This window comes from Pseudomonas synxantha BG33R (assembly GCF_000263715.2).
Lineage (GTDB): Bacteria > Pseudomonadota > Gammaproteobacteria > Pseudomonadales > Pseudomonadaceae > Aquipseudomonas > Aquipseudomonas synxantha_A.
The window spans coordinates 1,573,768-1,592,374 of the sequence record NZ_CM001514.1 but is presented as its reverse complement, the minus strand read 5'-3'; the positions used below and the strand labels follow the sequence as shown (position 1 = coordinate 1,592,374).

The following is an 18,607-nucleotide window of genomic DNA, read 5'->3' as shown; positions in this document are numbered from 1 at the left end:
GCCGCCATCGGGGGCAAGCCCCCTCCCACCTGAAATGCATTCCAACATGTGGAAGGGGCGATGCGACGACTCGCCTTGCCCCGGTAGCATCGGAACAGTCGACTCAAAGCCGCTGAATGGTCACCGCCCCCGCAGGCCCGGCCGGCCCCGGCTGCCCTTCAAGCCCCGGCCGACCCTTGTCGCCACCATCGGCGCGGTACACCAGGCAGCCCTTGGACTGCCCACCCTTGCCAGGTTTACCCGCCACGCCAGGCAACCCACCGGCACCGCCGTCCACCCAGACCTTGATTTGCTCAATCGGGAAGTCCTGCGGCAACTCCAGACGTACCTGCGCACCCGCCGCACCCGGCAGGCCGTCACCGCCGTTGTCACCGTTAAACCCGCGCCCGGCCGAACCCCAGGTGCAGCCTGGGTCCACGCCGTTGGCGCCATCCAGGCCCGCATACCCTTGGGCACCGGCACCGCCGCGGGCGTCTACCGACAACGCTTCAGCAGTGAGGGAATTGATCCGCAAGGTCAGGTCACGCCCAGCCTTGGCAGGTTTTTCATGGGTGCCGGGGGCGCCGCGCGACGTGATCTGGCTACCCTGCTCCAGTTGCGCCTGGCGCACTTGCATTTGCAGCGCGCTAGCGCCGGGAACAATGGTGATGCGTGCGTCACGCCCCAGGTGCAACTCATCCACAGTGACCTGACTGATAGTGGCCGGAATCAGCAAAGTGCCATAGTCCGCCACGTCCAGGCGCTCAAGCTGCAACACGCTGGTGCTGCTGGGCAGGCGAATCAACGAGTTGGTTTCGACACTGACGCTCTGGGCCAGGGCAATGGGGCTGACCAGCAGGGCCAACAGAAAAACCTTACGCATCATGGGGCTCCTGAGTGTTTTCAAATTTTTCTTTGAGCGCACAGTAACGACTTCTACCGGCGATTTGCCAGTGAAGGATCAAAAAACTTCCGCTGGTACGGTACAAGCCGCCGTGGCCCTGACCGCAATGTCCTAGGCTGGCACGCCCAGCCGCGCTAGTCTCTACCGTCCTGATGTGAGGATCTGCAATGACCGCTGGAATTTCTTCCCGTACACCCCAGCAAGCCCTGGCTGCCCTGCTTGAGTTGCACCAGCCCAAACGCCTGCTGTTATTGGGCGCCAGCCAGTTTCCGGCGCTGGAGGCGTTTAAAACCGCGCACCCGGATGTGAACGTCTGTGTCGCCGCACCTGGGCCACTGCCTGCCGAACTGGCAGCGCAGCGTTTTGATTTGGCGCTGGTAGTCGATTGCCTTGAACACTTGCCCAAGCCTCAAGGTCTGACGCTTCTGGGCGGCATTCGAAACCTCAATGCCAGCCGGATCGCGGTGCTGGTCGACCTGCGTGCCTGCGACTGGAAGGACACCGACTTCTTTTCCCTGGCCTTGCAAGCCGGCGAGCGCTTCCAGCGCGATGAGCAAGTTCTGACGCTGTTTACCTATGATCTGCTTGACTATAAACAAGTGCCCGACTGGCTCAACGCACGCTTCTGGGCCAACCCGGAGAATTTTGGAAAGTATTGGTGGTAACCCGATGAGTACATCCATTTGCCCGTGCGGCAGCGGCAATCTGCTGGATGCCTGCTGCGGCCATTATCACGCCGGCCACCCGGCGCCCTGTGCCAGTGCGTTGATGCGCTCGCGCTACAGCGCCTATGTGCTGGGCCTGGTCGATTACCTGGTGGCCACCACCCTGCCCGCGCAACAGGCCGGTCTGGACCGCGACGCCATCGCCGCCTGGAGTGCGCAGAGCACCTGGCTGGGCCTTGAGGTGGAAAGCTCCGAGGTCTTCGGCGGCCAGCCGGAACACGCGTTCGTCACCTTTACTGCGCGCTGGCATGACAGCACCGGCGAACATAGCCACCGCGAGCAGTCTTCTTTCGTACAGAATGAGGGGCGCTGGTACTTCATCGACCCTACGGTGGAACTGAAGGCCGGGCGTAATGACGCGTGCCTGTGCGGCAGTGGGCAGAAGTTCAAGAAGTGCTGTTCCAGCTACCTTTAATTCACTCACAGGGATAACGCCATGCTTCGGATTTATAGCTTGATGCTGGCGTTAACCCTGGGCCTGACCGGCTGCGCCTCGTGGTTCGAAGACGACTCGCCGCCGCCTCACGTATCGCTGGTGAAGGTCGAAGTCGTGCGCGCCAAGCTGCTGGAGCAGAAATTCAAACTCTACTTTCGCGTGGACAACCGCGACGATGCCGACCTGACCGTGCGCGGCCTGATCTACAAGGTCACCCTTGGCGATCTGGTGTTGACCGAAGGCGAATCCAATGAATGGCTGACCGTGCCGCCGCGCGGTCATAAAGTCTTCCGGGTCTCGGTACGCACCAACCTCTGGCCACGCGTACGCGATGTGGTGCAGATGCTGAAAAATCCCGAGCGCCCCGTGCCCTATCGCCTGGAGGGCGAGCTGAAAACCGGATTATTCATCGGTAATGACGTGCAGGTGGCTCACAATGGCGAGATAATCCCCGGCGATTTTATTCCGGAGCAACATCGATGACTCAGCAACCCCATGTCCATGGTCCTGACTGCAACCACGATCACGATCACCATGATCACGACCACGGCCATGTCCACGGGCCGAACTGCGGCCACGCTCACCAGGAACCGGTGCGCAACGCCTTGAAGGATGTTGGCCGCAACGATCCTTGCCCGTGCGGCAGCGAGAAGAAATTCAAGAAGTGCCATGGCGCATAAGCCGCACTGATGATCAAAATGTGGGAGGGGGCTTTCTCCCTCCTACATTGATTTGCACATAGCTTGAGCACTCACGCAATTACACAACTCCCGCTTGCGTCGTTTCGCCGCGCTCACTAACGTAGCGCCTTTACTGACGCTACCCCCCGCAGGAGCTTTGCCATGGCCTCGCCAGCCCTCTTACACTTTCTTCCCCGGTTCGGCGTTGCCGCGGCAGTGGCCAGTGCCTTGGGCCTGGCGGGTTGCCAGCTCCAGAACACCCAGGACACCCTGCCACCTGTGGCTGGCGTACAGCCAATCAAGGGCCTGGCACAGAATGTATCGATACGCCGCAATGCCCAAGGCATGCCGCTGATCGAAAGCAACACCTTCCACGACGCGCTGTTCAGCCTTGGTTATGTGCACGCCAGCGACCGCATTGCCCAGATGGTCACCTTGCGCCTGCTGGCACAGGGCCGCCTGGCGGAAATGTCCGGGCCTCAAGTGCTGGATGTCGACCGTTTCATGCGTGCGGTCAACCTCAAGAAAAGCGCGGGCGAGCTGTACAACGCCTCGTCGCCGCGCCTCAAGCGCTTCTTTGAAGTGTATGCCCGGGGCGTCAATGCCTACCTGTTCCGCTATCGCGACAAGCTGCCGGCGGACCTGGCACAAAGCGGTTACACACCCGAATACTGGAAGCCGGAAGACTCGGCGCTACTGTTCTGCCTGCTCAATTTCAGTGAGTCGAGCAACCTGCAGGAAGAGATTTCGTCCTTGGTGCTGGCGCAAAAGGTCGGCGTCGACAAACTCGCCTGGCTCATCCCAAGCGCGCCGGACGAAGCCGTGCCGCTGGCCGAGGCCGACAAGCTCAAGGGCGTGAACCTGGGGCAGATCAGCGGCCTCGCCGCCCTGGGCACCGTAAGCCAGCAGTTGAGCGGCCTCAACACGCTCGGGGTCACCACCTCAAGCAACTGGGCCATCGCCCCGCAACGCAGCCGCAGCGGCAAAAGCCTGCTCGCCAACGATATCGCCGCCACGCCACAAGCCCCGTCGCCATGGAGCTACGTGCAGATTCGCGCGCCTAAATATCAGGCCGTGGGTGCTTCGATCGCTGGCCTGCCGACCCTGCTGTCCGGTTTCAACGGCAAGGTGGCGTGGAGCATGAGCGCGGTCAAGGGCGACACCCAGGACCTGTTCCTGGAGAAGGTCAAGCGCCAGGGCAACGCGTTGTACTACGAGAACAACGGCAAATGGCTGCCGGCTGGCGTGCGCAACGAAACCTTCTTTATCAAGGGCCAGCGCTCGATTCGCGAAACGGTGTACGAAACCCGTCACGGTGCGTTGCTCAATAGCAGCCAGGCCCTCACCAGCGGTCTCGGCCTGGCCCTGCAGACTGCTGCTTTCAAGGACGACAAGAGCCTGGACGCGTTCTTCGACCTGTCCCGTGCGCAAAACGCCGGCAAGGCCTCGGACGCCACTCGCGAGATTCGCGCCATCGCGTTGAACATGATCTTTGCCGACGCCAGCAATATCGGCTGGCAAGTCACCGGCCGCTTCCCCAACCGCCGCGAGGGCGAGGGCCTGTTGCCATCGCCGGGTTGGGACACGCGCTTTGACTGGGACGGTTATGCCGATGCGATGCTGCACCCCTACGACCAGGACCCGGCCCAGGGCTGGATCGGCACGGCCAACCAGCGCACCGCACCGCGTGGCTACGGGATGCAACTGTCCAACTCCTGGGATGCACCGGAGCGCAGCGAACGCCTCGCGCAACTGGCCGGTGCCGGCAAGCATGACAGCCGCAGCCTGATCGCCATGCAATACGACCAGACCACGACCTTCGCCGCCAAGCTCAAGAGCATGTTCCAGGCCCCGGGCATGGCCCAGCCGCTCAAGCAGGCAATCGACGCCCTGCCGCCAGCGGAGCGCGTCAAGGCTCGCGAAGCACTGGAGCGCCTGATGGCATTCGATGGTCGCCTTGCGCCAACCTCGGCTGACGCGGCGATCTACGAGCTGTTCCTGCAGGAAAGCGCCAGGCAGATTTTCCTCGACAAACTCGGCCCGCAAGACAGCGCCAGCTGGAAAGCCTTTGTCAGCAACGCCAGCCTGTCCTACTCAGCCATCGCCGACCACCTGCTGGGCCGCGAAGACAGTCCGTTCTGGGATGACACGCGTACACCGCAAAAAGAAGACAAACCGGCGATCCTGGCCCGCACGCTTGCCGCCGCTATCACTGCCGGTGACAGCCAACTGGGTGCCGATCACAAAGCCTGGCAGTGGGGCAAGCTGCACAGCACCACCTGGAAAAACGCCAGTGGCCAGGTGATTCGCGGCCCCTTCGCCAGTGGTGGCGACCACAACACCTTGAACCCGGCGCCGTATAACTGGGGTGAGGATTTCAACACCACCCAGGTGTCGGCGCTGCGCATGATCATCGACTTCGGCCTGGCCGAACCCATGCTGGGCCAGGGCGGTATCGGCCAGTCCGGCAACCCGGCCAGCCCGAACTATGCCAACGGCATTGACCCGTCGCTCAAGGCGCAATACCTGAGCTTCCCGATGCAGCCGCAGAACTTTGAAAAGGTGTATGGCAAGACCAGGTTGACCCTGACGCCCGGTAAGTAACCGGGCTTCCCTGACAAAACCGGATAACGCTGTGGGAGCCGGCTTGCCTGCGATAGCAGCCGAGTAACCACGATGCGAAGCGGCCGCTCTTGATCTTGCTCTTGCTCTTGATCTGAAGCGCCCCGTCAAACCACGCTGGCCGGAATTCGACAGGGATTTGGGGGGTAAACCGGCAGGGATGCCGGTTTAGCCGCCGTCAGGGCGGAACCCTAAGTGGCCGTTACCGCAGGAATGGATATGTACTCGTTATAACAGCGTCGACTGTCAGGCCGTCATCGCAGGTAAGCCAACTCCCACCTTTGCATTACCTGCATTCAGATAGAACTTCTGCAACCAGCCCCGCCTCATAAGTAACAAGCCCCCAGCCCCGGTCACCCCATGGACCTCGTCATCGCCCGCCCCGAAGGCCTCTACTGCCCTGCCGGTGATTTTTATATCGACCCCTGGCGCCCAGTGGAACGTGCGGTCATCACCCACGCCCACGGCGACCACGCCCGCACCGGCAACCAACATTACCTGGCCGCCGCCCCCGGCGAAGGCATCCTGCGCTGGCGCCTGGGCCAGGACATCAACTTGCAAACCCTGGCCTACGGTGAGCAGTTGCTGCATCACGGCGTGACCTTGAGTTTCCATCCGGCCGGGCACGTGCTCGGTTCGGCTCAGGTGCGCCTGGAATATCAGGGTGAAGTCTGGGTCGCGTCCGGCGACTATAAGGTCGAACCCGATGGCACCTGTGCGCCTTTCGAGCCGGTGCGTTGCCACACCTTTATCACCGAATCCACTTTTGGCCTGCCGATCTACCGATGGCAGCCCCAAGCGCAGATCTTTGCCGGGATCAATGACTGGTGGCAGGCCAATATCGCCACGGGCAAGGCCAGCGTGCTGTTCTGCTATTCCTTCGGCAAGGCCCAGCGCATTCTGCATGGCCTCGACGCCAGCATCGGTCCGATCCTCAGCCATGGCGCCGTCGAGCCGCTGAACCGGGTCTACCGCGAGGCCGGCATCTACATTCCCGAAACCCTGTATGCCGGGGATTTCAAAAAGACCGACCGTTTACTGCGCCAAGCCTTGATCATCGCCCCGCCCTCCGCCGGCGGCAGCACCTGGATGCGCCGTTTTGGCGACTACAGCGACGCCTTCGCCAGCGGCTGGATGCGCCTGCGCGGTACACGACGCCGGCGCGGGGTGGATCGCGGCTTTGTGCTGTCGGACCACGCCGATTGGCCCGGGCTGTTGTGGGCCATCGAACAAACCGGCGCCGAACGGGTGATGGTTACCCACGGTTCGGTCGGCGTGCTGGTACGCCACCTGCGAGAAAAGGGCCTGGACGCCCAGGGCTTCAGCACCGAATACGGTGATGACGAAGAAGAGGCCACGGCATGAAAGCCTTCGCCGAGCTGTACGCCAACCTCGACGCCACCACCTCCAGCAATGCCAAGCTCGCAGCCCTGCAAGCCTACTTCCTGCAAGCGCCGCCGGAAGATGCGGCATGGGCGGTGTACTTCCTCTCCGGCGGGCGACCACGGCAACTGGTGCCCACACGCTTGCTCAGGGATATGGCGACTGAGGCGGCGAGCATCGAGCCGTGGCTGTTTGAAGAGAGCTACCAGTCCGTAGGCGACCTGGCCGAAACCATCTCCCTGCTGCTCCCCGAATCGACCTACAGCTCTGAAGACGGGCTTGCCGTGTGGCTGGAAGAAAAACTGCTGCCTCTGCGCGGCCTTTCACCCATGGACCTTGCCGAGCGCCTGCCTGCGTTATGGGCGCAACTGGATCAACCGAGCCTGATGGTGTGCATCAAGTTGATCACCGGCAGCTTTCGCGTCGGCGTCTCCAAACTGCTGGTTACCCGCGCCCTTGCCGCCATGGCCAATCTGGATAGCAAGCGCGTGGCGCAGCGGTTGGTGGGTTATACCGACCTGTCCAACCGTCCTACAGCCGAGGGCTATCTCAAGCTGATCGCTGCCGAATCATCCGACGAACATGCACAACGTGGCGGGCAGCCATATCCGTTTTTTCTCGCCCACGGGCTGGCGCAACCCGTCGAGCAATTCGACAGCCTGCTCGGCTCCCCCGCCGACTGGCAGGTGGAATGGAAGTTCGATGGCATCCGTGCGCAGTTGGTCAAGCGCGAGGGGCGCCTGTGGATCTGGTCACGGGGTGAAGAGTTGGTGACCGAGCGTTTCCCCGAGCTTCACAGCCTGGTCAGTGGCCTGCCCGACGGCACGGTGATCGATGGCGAAATCGTGGTGTGGAAAGACGCGGTGCAACCCTTCGCGCTGCTGCAACAGCGGATCGGTCGCAAAACCCTGAGTAAAAAGGTACTTGAGGATGCGCCCGTCGCCGTGCTCGCTTACGACCTTCTGGAGTATCAGGGCGACGACTGGCGCAACCACATCCAGGCCGAGCGCCGCACGCAATTGGAACAGGTGATTGCCGCGTGCAACCAACCGGTGCTGTTGCCTTCGCCGCTGATCGAGGGGCCAACCTGGGCAGCGCTGGCGACCCAGCGCGAAGCCTCTCGCAGCCTTGGTGTTGAAGGCATGATGCTCAAGGATCGCAAGGGCCTGTACGGTGTGGGCCGCACCAAGGACATGGGCCTGTGGTTCAAATGGAAGGTCGACCCCTTCAGCGTCGACGCCGTGTTGATCTACGCCCAGCGCGGCCATGGCCGGCGCGCCAGCCTGTACAGCGACTACACCTTCGCGGTATGGGACGGCCCGCCGGGCAGCGAGCGCACGCTGGTGCCGTTCGCCAAGGCCTATTCCGGGCTGACCGACGAGGAAATGCGCAAAGTCGATGCGATTGTGCGCAAAACTACCGTGGAGAAGTTCGGCCCGGTCAGCAGCGTGACGCCAAACATGGTGTTTGAGTTGGGGTTTGAGGGTATCGCCCTGTCCAAACGGCACAAGAGCGGGATTGCGGTGCGGTTTCCGCGCATGTTGCGCTGGCGTCAGGACAAGACGGTGGAAGAGGCTGACAACCTCGCCACACTGCAGGACCTACTGACTTGACCTAAATCCCTGTGGGATCTCCACAGACCTGCAATGGTGCACCCATTTTCAGATGCCCATTTTCGGGCATCTCCTACACTCAGCCTTGCCTTATCCCACCTTTTAAAAAGCCCGTCCGGAACTATGGTGCAGAAATTGCTACTTGTGCTGCGTCTGACACCGTTCAGTAACAGTCCTAAACGCGCCACAAGCGCTTATCTTGGTTTCCAGGGAATACATAATGAAAAAAGCATTGCTGACCCTTTCTGCACTGGCTCTGTGCATGGCCGCTGGTGTCGCTACCGCCAAGGAATATAAGGAATTGCGTTTTGGTGTCGACCCGTCCTACGCACCGTTCGAATCCAAAGCCGCCGACGGCAGCCTGGTTGGCTTCGATATCGACCTGGGCAATGCGATCTGCGCGGAGCTGAAGGTCAAGTGCAAGTGGGTTGAAAGTGACTTTGACGGCATGATCCCGGGCCTCAAAGCCAACAAGTTCGATGGCGTGATTTCATCCATGACCGTAACGCCGGTGCGCGAAAAGGCAATCGACTTCTCCACCGAGCTGTTCTCCGGCCCCACGTCGCTGGTGTTCAAAAAAGGGGCTGGCTACTCGACACCTGAGTCCCTCAAGGGCAAGTCCGTGGGCTACGAGCAAGGCACCATCCAGGAAGCCTACGCCAAGGCCGTGCTGGACAAAGCCGGGGTAACCACCAAGGCCTACGCCAACCAGGATCAGGTGTATGCCGACCTGACCTCCGGCCGCCTCGACGCGTCGGTGCAGGACATGCTGCAAGCCGAACTGGGCTTTCTCAAGTCGCCGGCCGGTGCCGGTTATGAAGTCAGCGCCGCCATCGACGACCCGTTGCTGCCGTCGAAAACCGCGGTCGGTATCAAAAAAGGTAACACTGAACTGAAGGCGCTTTTGGATAAAGGTATCAAAGCGTTACACGATGATGGCACCTACGCCACCATCCAGAAGAAACACTTTGGCGATTTGAACCTGTACAGCGGCAAATAATGCCTGGAGCGCCCCTCCCTGCAGGGGCGCTTTTCTATCGCCATAGGTCCTGATTTATGTTCGAAGAACTGTTGCAAACCCTCGGGTTGAGCGCGCTCAGCTTGAAGGGTTTCGGCCCGCTGTTGCTGCAAGGCACCTGGATGACCATCAAGTTGTCGGTGCTGTCCCTGGCCGTCAGCGTACTGCTGGGCCTGCTCGGCGCCAGCGCCAAACTGTCCAGCCTGCCGTTCCTGCGTATCCCCGCCCAGCTCTACACCACGCTGATTCGCGGGGTGCCCGACCTGGTGCTGATGCTGCTGATTTTCTACAGCCTGCAAACCTGGCTCAGCAGCTTTACCGACTTCATGGAATGGGAATACATCGAGATCGACCCGTTCAGCGCCGGGGTGATCACCCTGGGCTTTATCTACGGTGCCTATTTCACCGAAACGTTTCGCGGCGCTATCCTCGCCGTGCCCCGCGGCCAACTGGAAGCCGCCACTGCTTACGGGCTCAAGCGCGGGCAGCGGTTTCGCTACGTGACCTTCCCGCAGATGATGCGCTTCGCCCTGCCGGGCATCGGCAATAACTGGATGGTGATGCTCAAGGCCACCGCGCTGGTATCGATCATCGGCCTGGCAGACCTGGTGAAAGCCGCCCAGGATGCGGGAAAAAGTACCTATCAACTGTTCTACTTCCTGGTACTCGCCGCGCTGATCTACCTGTTGATCACCAGCGCCTCCAACTTTGTCTTGCGCCGTCTGGAACGTCGCTACTCCGCCGGCGCCCGGGAGGCAGTGCGATGATCGAGCTATTGCAGGAATACTGGCGCCCCTTCCTTTATAGCGACGGCCAGCACGTCACCGGCCTTGCCATGACGATGTGGTTGCTGACGGCTGCACTGGTCATCGGCTTTCTGGTGTCGATCCCGCTTTCCATCGCCCGCGTCTCGCGCAAGCGCCTGGTACGTTGGCCGGTGCAGTTCTACACCTACCTGTTTCGCGGTACGCCGCTCTATATCCAGTTGCTGATCTGCTACACCGGTATCTACAGCATTGCCGCCGTACGCGAACAACCGCTGCTGGATGCGTTTTTTCGCGACGCGATGAACTGCACCATCCTGGCCTTCGCGCTCAACACTTGCGCCTACACCACGGAGATTTTCGCCGGGGCGATCCGCAGCATGGCGCATGGCGAAGTCGAGGCGGCCAAGGCTTACGGCCTCAGCGGCTGGAAGTTGTACGCCTACGTGATCATGCCGTCAGCGCTGCGCCGTGCGTTGCCCTACTACAGCAACGAAGTGATCCTGATGCTGCACTCGACCACGGTGGCATTTACCGCAACGATCCCGGACATCCTCAAAGTGGCACGGGACGCCAACTCCGCCACCTTCATGACCTTTCAATCATTTGGCATCGCCGCGTTGATCTACCTGGCGGTGACCTTTGCCCTGGTCGGCCTGTTCCGCCTGGCGGAGCGCCGCTGGCTAGCCTTTCTCGGGCCGAGCCATTAAGGAGACTCAATGCGCCATCAGCTACATGACCTGATCGCGCCGGTGCCCGGCACGGCGCGGCAGATCCACAGTTTTCACTTCGGCCCGCAGCAGGCCGCAGGCAAGGTCTACATCCAGTCGTCGCTGCACGCCGATGAATTGCCGGGCATGTTGGTGGCCTGGCATTTGAAAGTACGCCTGGTCGAGTTGGCCGCGGCCGGGCGCTTGCGTAGCGAAATCGTGCTGGTGCCGGTCGCCAACCCGGTGGGCCTCGAACAAGTGTTGATGGACATCCCCTTGGGCCGCTATGAACTGGAAAGCGGGCAGAACTTCAATCGCCTGTTCGTTGACCTTGGCGAAGAGGTCGGCAACCAGGTCGAAGAGCTGCTGGGCGATGATCCCCAGCACAATGCCCGCTTGATCCGCAGCGCATTGTCCAGCGCCCTGGCCGCGCACACCGCCCAGACCCAACTGCAATCCCAACGCCTGGTACTGCAACGCCTGGCCTGTGATGCCGACATGGTGCTCGACCTGCATTGCGACTTCGAAGCCGTGGCGCACCTGTACACCACACCTGAAGCCTGGCCACAGGTAGAGCCATTGGCGCGGTACCTCGGCTCCGAGGCCAACCTGCTGGCCACCGACTCCGGCGGGCAGTCCTTTGATGAGTGTTTCACCCTGGTGTGGTGGCAGTTGCAGCAACGTTTCGGCGAGCGCTTCCCGATTCCCATGGGCAGTTTTTCGGTGACCGTCGAACTGCGCGGCCAGGGCGATGTAAACCATGGTCTTGCCGCGCTGGACTGCCAGGCCATCATCGATTACCTGATCCACTTCGGCGCCATTACCGGCGATGTGACGCCCCTGCCCGCCCTGGCTTACCCGGCCACGCCATTGGCGGGTGTGGAGCCCGTCACCAGCCCGGTCGGCGGCTTGCTGGTGTTCAGTGCCTTGCCGGGTCAATACCTGGAGGCCGGGCAACTGGTCGCCGAAATCATCGACCCCATTACCGACCGCGTAACGCCGGTGCGCTGCAAGCACGCCGGCCTGCTGTACGCCCGTTCGCTGCGACGCATGGCCACTGCCGGGATGGTCATCGGCCATATCGCCGGCACGCAGGCCTACCGCAGCGGCTATCTACTTTCGCCTTGAGGATGCACGCCCCATGTACAAACTGACCGTTGAAGGCCTGCATAAAAGCTATGGCGACAATGAAGTGCTCAAAGGTGTTTCGCTCAAGGCCAGGACCGGTGACGTGATCAGCCTGATCGGCGCCAGCGGCTCCGGCAAGAGCACGTTCCTGCGCTGTATCAACTTCCTGGAAACCCCCAACGATGGCGCCATGACCCTGGACGGCCAGGCGATCCGCATGGTCAGCGACCGCCATGGTATGCGCGTGGCCGACGACGCCGAGCTACAACGCTTGCGCACACGGCTGGCGATGGTGTTCCAACACTTCAACCTGTGGAGCCACATGAGCGTGCTGGAAAACATCACCATGGCCCCGCGCCGCGTGTTGGGTTGCAGCAAGAAAGACGCCGAAGACCGCGCCCGTCGCTACCTGGACAAAGTCGGGCTGCCGGCGCGCGTGGCGGATCAATACCCGGCGTTCCTGTCCGGCGGCCAGCAGCAACGGGTGGCCATTGCCCGCGCCTTGGCCATGGAGCCGGAGGTGATGCTGTTCGATGAACCCACATCGGCTCTGGACCCGGAGCTGGTCGGTGAAGTGTTGAAGGTCATCCAGGGCCTGGCCGAGGAAGGCCGCACCATGATCATGGTGACCCACGAAATGAGCTTTGCGCGCAAGGTTTCAAGCCAGGTACTGTTCCTGCACAAGGGCCTGGTGGAAGAGCAAGGCACACCAGAGGATGTGCTAGGCAATCCGAAAAGCGAACGCCTGCAGCAGTTTCTGAGTGGCAATTTGAAATAAACCTTTGCGACGTCTGGAGGGTCTCTGCAATAGAGCCTCCAGAGCGTCAGCTGCCGCATGGCAAAAACCCACGATTTCGCCAAACAATGGTTCGCCGCCAAAGGCTGGAAACCGTTCGCCTTTCAGAAAGACGTCTGGGCAGCGGTCAAGGCGGGCCAATCAGGGTTACTGCATGCCAGCACCGGCGCGGGTAAAACCTATGCCCTGTGGTTTGCCGCCCTCAACCGTTTCGCCATCACTCGCCCGCCCGCCACTGGCAAGCGCAAACCACCTGCTGAGCCGCTGACCGTGTTGTGGATCACGCCCATGCGCGCCTTGGCCGCCGACTCCGCACGCGCCCTACAGGCACCGCTGGACGCCCTGCAGATTCCCTGGAGCGTGGGCCTGCGCACCGGCGACACCAGCAGCAGCGAACGCGCACGCCAGACCCGTCGTCAACCCACCGCATTGGTCACCACTCCGGAAAGCCTGACGTTGATGCTGGCGCGGGCCGACAGTGAAACGAGCCTGGCGCACCTGCGCATGGTGATCGTGGATGAATGGCATGAGTTGATCGGCAATAAGCGCGGCGTGCAGTTGCAACTGGCGCTGGCGCGCTTGCGGCGCTGGCATCCTGAGTTGATGGTGTGGGGCATTTCCGCGACGCTGGGTAATCAGGCCCACGCTTTGGAGGTTCTGGTCCCACAGGGCGGTGGGATCAATGTACAGGGGCAGACGGCCAAGGCACTGCAGGTCGACACCTTGCTGCCGCCCGTCACCGAGCGCTTTCCCTGGGCCGGGCATATCGGCTTGAAGATGTTGCCGCAAGTGGTCGCAGAGGTAGAAGCCAGCAGCAGTTGCCTGGTCTTTACCAACACCCGGGCGCAATCGGAGATCTGGTATCAGGCGATTCTCGATGCCCGCCCGGACTGGGCCGGATTGATTGCCCTGCACCACGGCTCGTTATCGCGGGAGACCCGGGATTGGGTGGAACGAGCATTGAAAGATGGGCAGCTCAAGGCGGTGGTGTGCACCTCCAGCCTCGACTTGGGTGTGGACTTCCTGCCGGTGGAGCGAGTGTTGCAGATCGGCTCCGCAAAAGGTGTGGCGCGGCTGATGCAACGCGCCGGGCGCTCCGGCCATGCACCGGGTCGGCCGTCACGGGTGACGCTGGTGCCGACCCATAGCCTGGAACTAGTGGAGGCGGCTGCCGCCCAGGATGCAATTGCGCAACGGCGCATCGAAGCGCGCGAATCGCCACACAAGCCGCTGGACGTCCTGGTGCAGCACTTGGTCAGCATGGCCCTGGGGGGTGGGTTTACCCCGGATGCGCTGCTGGCGGAGGTGCGCGGCGCCTGGGCCTATCGCGATCTCACCGAAGCGGATTGGGCCTGGGCCCTGGGGTTTGTACGCCATGGCGGCCTGTCACTTACCGCCTATCCGGATTACCGCCGTGTGGAGCCCGATGAGCATGGCATCTGGCGTGTACCGGATGCCCGCCTGGCACGCCGTCACCGCATGAGCGTCGGTACCATCGTCAGTGATGCCAGTATCCAGTTGAAATTCTGGAGCAAGGGCGGCGGCGGCAAGAACCTGGGCAGTGTCGAAGAGGGTTTTATTGCGCGGCTCAAGCCGGGGGATGGGTTTCTGTTCGCCGGGCGTTTGCTGGAATTGGTGCGCGTGGAAAACATGACCGCCTACGTGCGCCGCAGCAGCGCGAAAAAAGCCGCGGTGCCACGCTGGAATGGCGGGCGTATGCCGCTTTCCAACGAGCTGGCCCAAGCGGTAGTCGAACGTTTTGACGCGGCGGCGCATGGGCGTTTCGACGGGCCGGAAATGCAGGCGGTACAGCCACTGCTGCAAACCCAACTGCGTTGGTCTGGCCTGCCGACGCGCGACAACCTGCTCGCCGAAACCCTGCAATCGCGAGAAGGCTGGCACCTGTTTCTGTACCCCTTCGCCGGCCGTCAGGTACACCTGGGCCTGGCGAGCTTATTGGCGTGGCGGGTCAGTCAGCAGCAGGCGGTGACCTTCTCCATAGCTGTGAATGATTATGGCCTGGAACTGTTGAGCGCCACGCCAGTGAACTGGTCGTTGTTGTTGAATACGGCGTTGCTGAGCCCCCAGCGCTTGCTGGAGGATGTGGCCGCCAGCCTTAACGCAGGAGAACTGGCCCTGCGCCGCTTTCGCGAAATCGCGCGGATCGCCGGGCTGGTGTTTGCCGGGCATCCCGGTGCGCCGAAAAGCACGCGGCAGGTGCAGGCTTCCAGCGGATTATTCTTTGAAGTGTTCAAGCAATATGACCCGCAGAACCTGCTGCTGGCCCAGGCCGGGGAAGAAGTCTTGCGCGATGAGTTGGATATTCGTCGGCTGGAAGAGACATTAAGTCATCTATCGGCACTGAAACTGGACATGCACACGATTCAGCGGCCCACGCCCCTGGCCTTCCCGCTGTTGGTGGAACGGATGCGCGAAAGCATGAGTTCGGAGAAGTTGTCGGAGCGCATCGCCCGGATGGTCAAGGACCTGGAAAAAGTCGCAGACAAAGGAAAAGCTTGATGCATTGTGCACTGACGCTTGCAGGCGAAGAACTGTGGTTATTGGCGGACAAGGCCGTGTACTGGCCCGCTCGCCGGTGCCTGCTGATAGCCGATGCGCATTTCGGCAAGGCATCAGCCTATCGCAGCCTCGGGCAACCGGTGCCGCAGGGCACCACAACGGCCAACCTGGAACGCCTGGACAAGCTGCTCTCGGCCGTGCCTTGCACGCAGGTCATCTTTCTCGGTGACTTCCTGCATGGCCCAGGCTCTCACGCCAGCGGCACCCTCGGCGCGATCCGGGCCTGGCGTGAACGTAACGATGCCCTAGCGATGACCCTGATTCGCGGCAATCACGATAAACGGGCAGGCGACCCGCCTGCTGACCTGAGGATCGAGGTGGTGCCAGAGCCGCTGCTGATGGGCCCTTTCGCCCTGCAACATGAGCCTGACGCCCATGCCAGCCACCACGTATTGGCGGGGCATGTGCATCCGGTGTACCACCTGCGCGGCAAGGGCCGCGAGCGCTTGCGCTTGCCGTGCTTCCAGATCGGCGAACGGGTCAGCCTGCTGCCGGCGTTTGGCGCCTTTACCGGGGGCTATGCCGTGCAGCAGGACGATGAGCACCGAATCTTTGTCATCGGCGAACACAAGGTATGGCCCATTCAGTAATGTGACTGATTGGACGTCCAGGTATCAGGCGACAGGCGCGGGCGGTGGCTCGTCTGGCAGGGTCGGCTCACCGGGTTCGGTAGGCTGGGGGTAATCGGGTTCGGGTTGGCCTGGAATGCCGCCTGCATGGGCAGGGTTGGCCATCAGGGACCAGGCCAGAACACCAATCTGGTTGGGTTCAAGCCGGGCGAGTTCTGCGCTGATTCGCGGGTCGATCTTCATAAGGTACTCCTCAAGCGTGGCCCGACGCGTTTTGCACGCGCCGAGGCAGTACACCTGAATAGAGTCACTTTGTGCAGACTAATTCCCTTTAACCGTAGGAGCTTTCGATCAAGCGCGTGGGAGAGTGACGCCACGCTGGCCCTGGTACTTGCCGGCGCGGTCTTTGTAGGACACTTCACAAGCCTCGTCGGACTGCAGGAACAGCATCTGTGCCACGCCCTCATTGGCATAGATCTTTGCCGGCAAGGTGGTGGTGTTGGAGAACTCCAGGGTCACATGGCCTTCCCACTCCGGCTCAAGCGGGGTGACGTTGACGATAATGCCGCAACGAGCGTAAGTGCTTTTACCCAGGCAGATGGTCAATACGTCGCGGGGAATGCGGAAGAATTCCACGGTACGCGCCAGGGCAAAGGAGTTGGGCGGGATGATGCACACGTCACTCTTGACGTCGACGAAGCTTTTTTCATCGAAGTTCTTCGGATCGACAATCGCCGAATTGATGTTGGTGAACACCTTGAATTCATCGGCGCAACGCACGTCATAGCCATAGCTGGAGACCCCGTACGAAATCACCCGCTCGTCGCCCGAGCCACGAATCTGGCGCTCGACGAACGGCTCGATCATGCCGTGTTCCTGCGCCATGCGGCGAATCCACTTGTCCGATTTGATGCTCATGGCGGTGTCCTGAATAGCGAGGTGGAAAAAATCTGTGGGCCATCTTACCGGGGCCAGCCTTGGGGTTCAAAGGCCGCAAGGGTTTTCTTGATCAAAGCCCTGCCCGCTATAAGCCTCAGCCAACATGGCCGGGGCCGGGACTGCTGTCAGGGAGGGCTGTAAATACCACCGCCAGTCACGAAAATAGAGAAACCTTCGGAAATACCATTGGCACGTTCCGGAAAAAGGGTTAAGGTGGCGCCACTGTGCTGCTTGTGTCACTGAGAATCTCTACACGATATGTTGAATTTCGATCCAACCATCTCCAAGAATTTTTCCTGCTCTTTGCACTCAGTCTCGGCCAGGGCTTTTCCTGAGTCGCAGTTAACTTTGTCCAAGGAGTTACACCATGTCTAATCGCCAAACTGGTACCGTTAAGTGGTTCAACGATGAAAAAGGCTTCGGCTTCATCACTCCACAATCCGGTGACGACCTGTTCGTTCACTTCAAAGCTATCCAATCCGACGGCTTCAAAAGCCTGAAAGAAGGCCAACAGGTTTCTTTCATCGCTACCCGCGGTCAGAAAGGCATGCAAGCTGAAGAAGTTCAAGTTATCTAACTTGTACTGACTCAGTCGAAAAAACCCCGCCCTTAAAAGCGGGGTTTTTTTATGCCTGGATTTTGGGGGAGACCTGAACAAAAGCCGGGCATAAAAAATGTGGGAGGGGCTTGCCCCCTCCCACATCCAAGCTTTCAAGCGGCGTGGCTTACTGGAACAACGACTCACTCGACAAGCCATTCTTCTCAAGGATCTCACGCAAGCGCTTGAGGCCCTCCACCTGGATCTGCCGCACCCGCTCACGGGTCAGGCCAATCTCCAGGCCTACGTCTTCCAGGGTGCTGCTCTCGTGACCACGCAGGCCGAAGCGGCGAATCACCACCTCACGCTGCTTGTCCGTAAGCTCTGACAGCCACTGGTCAATACTTTGGGAAAGATCATCGTCCTGCAACAGCTCGCAGGGATCGGTCGGGCGATCATCCGTCAGGGTGTCCAGCAGGGTTTTATCCGAATCCGGCCCCAGCGAGACGTCGACCGACGATACACGCTCGTTAAGGCCCAGCATGCGCTTGACCTCCCCTACCGGTTTTTCCAGCAGGTTGGCGATCTCTTCAGGCGAAGGTTCATGATCGAGTTTTTGCGTCAGCTCACGCGCCGCCCGCAGGTAGACGTTGAGCTCCTTGACCACATGGATCGGCAGCCGGATCGTACGGGTCTGATTCATGATCGCCCGTTCGATGGTCTGGCGAATCCACCAGGTAGCATACGTCGAGAAGCGGAAGCCCCGCTCGGGGTCGAACTTTTCCACCGCCCGGATCAAGCCCAGGTTGCCCTCTTCGATCAAGTCCAGCAGCGACAGCCCACGATTGACGTAGCGTCGGGCGATTTTCACCACCAGGCGCAGGTTGCTTTCAATCATGCGTTTGCGCCCAGCCGGATCGCCCTTCTGCGACAAGCGCGCAAAATGGACTTCTTCTTCGGGAGTGAGCAGAGGGGAAAAGCCGATTTCATTGAGGTACAACTGAGTCGCATCGAGCGCCCGGGTGTAGTCAATGTACTTGTGTTGCTTTAACGCGGAGGCGCTCCTGGATTTGGTACGAACTGAAGGTGGTGCCGCTCCTTCATTCTCTGACATCGGTTCCGTAGCGATTTCGGCCCCCATAAGGAGAACCTCATCGTCGATGTCAAACTCCGGCGCTTCTTTACTGAGAGCCATTGTTATAGTCCTTTGGTGAGTTCGACCT

General features: G+C 61.0%; 19 protein-coding genes. 15 read left to right on the top strand and 4 right to left on the bottom strand.

The features are described from left to right. Positions 1-103 precede the first annotated feature (103 nt). The gene (locus tag PSEBG33_RS19850) at positions 104-862 is read right to left on the bottom strand and encodes a collagen-like triple helix repeat-containing protein (protein ID WP_032803805.1); all 759 of its coding nucleotides are present in this window, start codon (positions 860-862) and stop codon (positions 104-106) included. 188 nt (positions 863-1,050) lie between these two features. On the opposite strand from PSEBG33_RS19850, the gene PSEBG33_RS19855 reads away from it, so the two are divergent. From PSEBG33_RS19855 to pdeM, 14 genes are all read left to right on the top strand, one after another. After that, entirely contained in the window at positions 1,051-1,548 is a 498-nt protein-coding gene (locus PSEBG33_RS19855; protein WP_005785798.1) for a DUF6231 family protein, read from the top strand. A 4-nt stretch (positions 1,549-1,552) separates the two neighbouring features. Next, positions 1,553-2,023: a YchJ family protein gene (locus PSEBG33_RS19860; RefSeq protein WP_005785796.1), complete on the top strand. Its 471-nt coding sequence runs from the start codon at positions 1,553-1,555 to the stop codon at positions 2,021-2,023. A gap of 21 nt (positions 2,024-2,044) precedes the next feature. Then, positions 2,045-2,527 carry an LEA type 2 family protein gene (locus PSEBG33_RS19865; RefSeq protein WP_005785795.1) on the top strand — a complete coding sequence of 161 codons (483 nt, stop codon included), beginning with the start codon at positions 2,045-2,047 and terminating at the stop codon, positions 2,525-2,527. Continuing rightward, positions 2,524-2,724, top strand: a complete 201-nt coding sequence (locus tag PSEBG33_RS19870) for an SEC-C metal-binding domain-containing protein (RefSeq protein WP_003189235.1) — start codon at positions 2,524-2,526, stop codon at positions 2,722-2,724. Before PSEBG33_RS19865 ends, PSEBG33_RS19870 begins: the two co-directional genes overlap by 4 nt. A gap of 162 nt (positions 2,725-2,886) precedes the next feature. Beyond that, entirely contained in the window at positions 2,887-5,328 is a 2,442-nt protein-coding gene (locus tag PSEBG33_RS19875) for a penicillin acylase family protein (protein WP_005785791.1), read from the top strand. A gap of 378 nt (positions 5,329-5,706) precedes the next feature. Beyond that, complete coding sequence (locus PSEBG33_RS19880; protein ID WP_005785788.1) at positions 5,707-6,711, top strand: ligase-associated DNA damage response exonuclease; 1,005 nt, start codon at positions 5,707-5,709, stop codon at positions 6,709-6,711. Continuing rightward, positions 6,708-8,342 carry an ATP-dependent DNA ligase gene (locus PSEBG33_RS19885; protein WP_005785785.1) on the top strand — a complete coding sequence of 545 codons (1,635 nt, stop codon included), beginning with the start codon at positions 6,708-6,710 and terminating at the stop codon, positions 8,340-8,342. Before PSEBG33_RS19880 ends, PSEBG33_RS19885 begins: the two co-directional genes overlap by 4 nt. 220 nt (positions 8,343-8,562) lie before the next feature. Further along, positions 8,563-9,342 carry a transporter substrate-binding domain-containing protein gene (locus PSEBG33_RS19890; protein ID WP_005785784.1) on the top strand — a complete coding sequence of 260 codons (780 nt, stop codon included), beginning with the start codon at positions 8,563-8,565 and terminating at the stop codon, positions 9,340-9,342. 56 nt (positions 9,343-9,398) lie between these two features. Continuing rightward, positions 9,399-10,127 (top strand): ABC transporter permease, encoded by a 729-nt coding sequence (locus PSEBG33_RS19895; RefSeq protein ID WP_005785781.1) that lies wholly within the window; start codon positions 9,399-9,401, stop codon positions 10,125-10,127. Continuing rightward, positions 10,124-10,834 carry an ABC transporter permease gene (locus tag PSEBG33_RS19900; protein ID WP_005785779.1) on the top strand — a complete coding sequence of 237 codons (711 nt, stop codon included), beginning with the start codon at positions 10,124-10,126 and terminating at the stop codon, positions 10,832-10,834. Before PSEBG33_RS19895 ends, PSEBG33_RS19900 begins: the two co-directional genes overlap by 4 nt. 9 nt (positions 10,835-10,843) lie before the next feature. Next, entirely contained in the window at positions 10,844-11,962 is a 1,119-nt protein-coding gene (locus PSEBG33_RS19905; RefSeq protein WP_005785777.1) for a succinylglutamate desuccinylase/aspartoacylase family protein, read from the top strand. Between the two features lie 13 nt (positions 11,963-11,975). Continuing rightward, complete coding sequence (locus tag PSEBG33_RS19910; protein WP_005785775.1) at positions 11,976-12,740, top strand: ABC transporter ATP-binding protein; 765 nt, start codon at positions 11,976-11,978, stop codon at positions 12,738-12,740. Between the two features lie 57 nt (positions 12,741-12,797). Continuing rightward, positions 12,798-15,278 carry a ligase-associated DNA damage response DEXH box helicase gene (locus PSEBG33_RS19915; RefSeq protein WP_005785773.1) on the top strand — a complete coding sequence of 827 codons (2,481 nt, stop codon included), beginning with the start codon at positions 12,798-12,800 and terminating at the stop codon, positions 15,276-15,278. Then, positions 15,278-15,928: a ligase-associated DNA damage response endonuclease PdeM gene (gene pdeM / locus PSEBG33_RS19920; RefSeq protein ID WP_005785771.1), complete on the top strand. Its 651-nt coding sequence runs from the start codon at positions 15,278-15,280 to the stop codon at positions 15,926-15,928. The genes PSEBG33_RS19915 and pdeM overlap by 1 nt, the downstream gene beginning before the upstream one ends. A 24-nt stretch (positions 15,929-15,952) precedes the next feature. Here pdeM and PSEBG33_RS19925 read toward each other — a convergent pair whose 3' ends face one another. Both PSEBG33_RS19925 and dcd read right to left on the bottom strand, forming a co-directional pair. After that, positions 15,953-16,150, bottom strand: coding sequence for a hypothetical protein (locus PSEBG33_RS19925; RefSeq protein WP_005785769.1), 198 nt, complete (start codon positions 16,148-16,150; stop codon positions 15,953-15,955). Between the two features lie 108 nt (positions 16,151-16,258). Continuing rightward, on the bottom strand, positions 16,259-16,825 hold the full coding sequence (gene dcd / locus PSEBG33_RS19930; RefSeq protein ID WP_005785767.1) for a dCTP deaminase: 567 nt from the start codon (positions 16,823-16,825) through the stop codon (positions 16,259-16,261). Positions 16,826-17,213: 388 nt separating this feature from the next. On the opposite strand from dcd, the gene PSEBG33_RS19935 reads away from it, so the two are divergent. Beyond that, positions 17,214-17,423, top strand: coding sequence for a cold-shock protein (locus tag PSEBG33_RS19935; RefSeq protein WP_002554837.1), 210 nt, complete (start codon positions 17,214-17,216; stop codon positions 17,421-17,423). 148 nt (positions 17,424-17,571) lie between these two features. Here the strand turns inward: PSEBG33_RS19935 and rpoS are convergent, their stop codons facing one another. Continuing rightward, positions 17,572-18,498 carry an RNA polymerase sigma factor RpoS gene (rpoS, locus tag PSEBG33_RS19940; protein ID WP_413817856.1) on the bottom strand — a complete coding sequence of 309 codons (927 nt, stop codon included), beginning with the start codon at positions 18,496-18,498 and terminating at the stop codon, positions 17,572-17,574. Between the last annotated feature and the right edge of the window lie 109 nt (positions 18,499-18,607).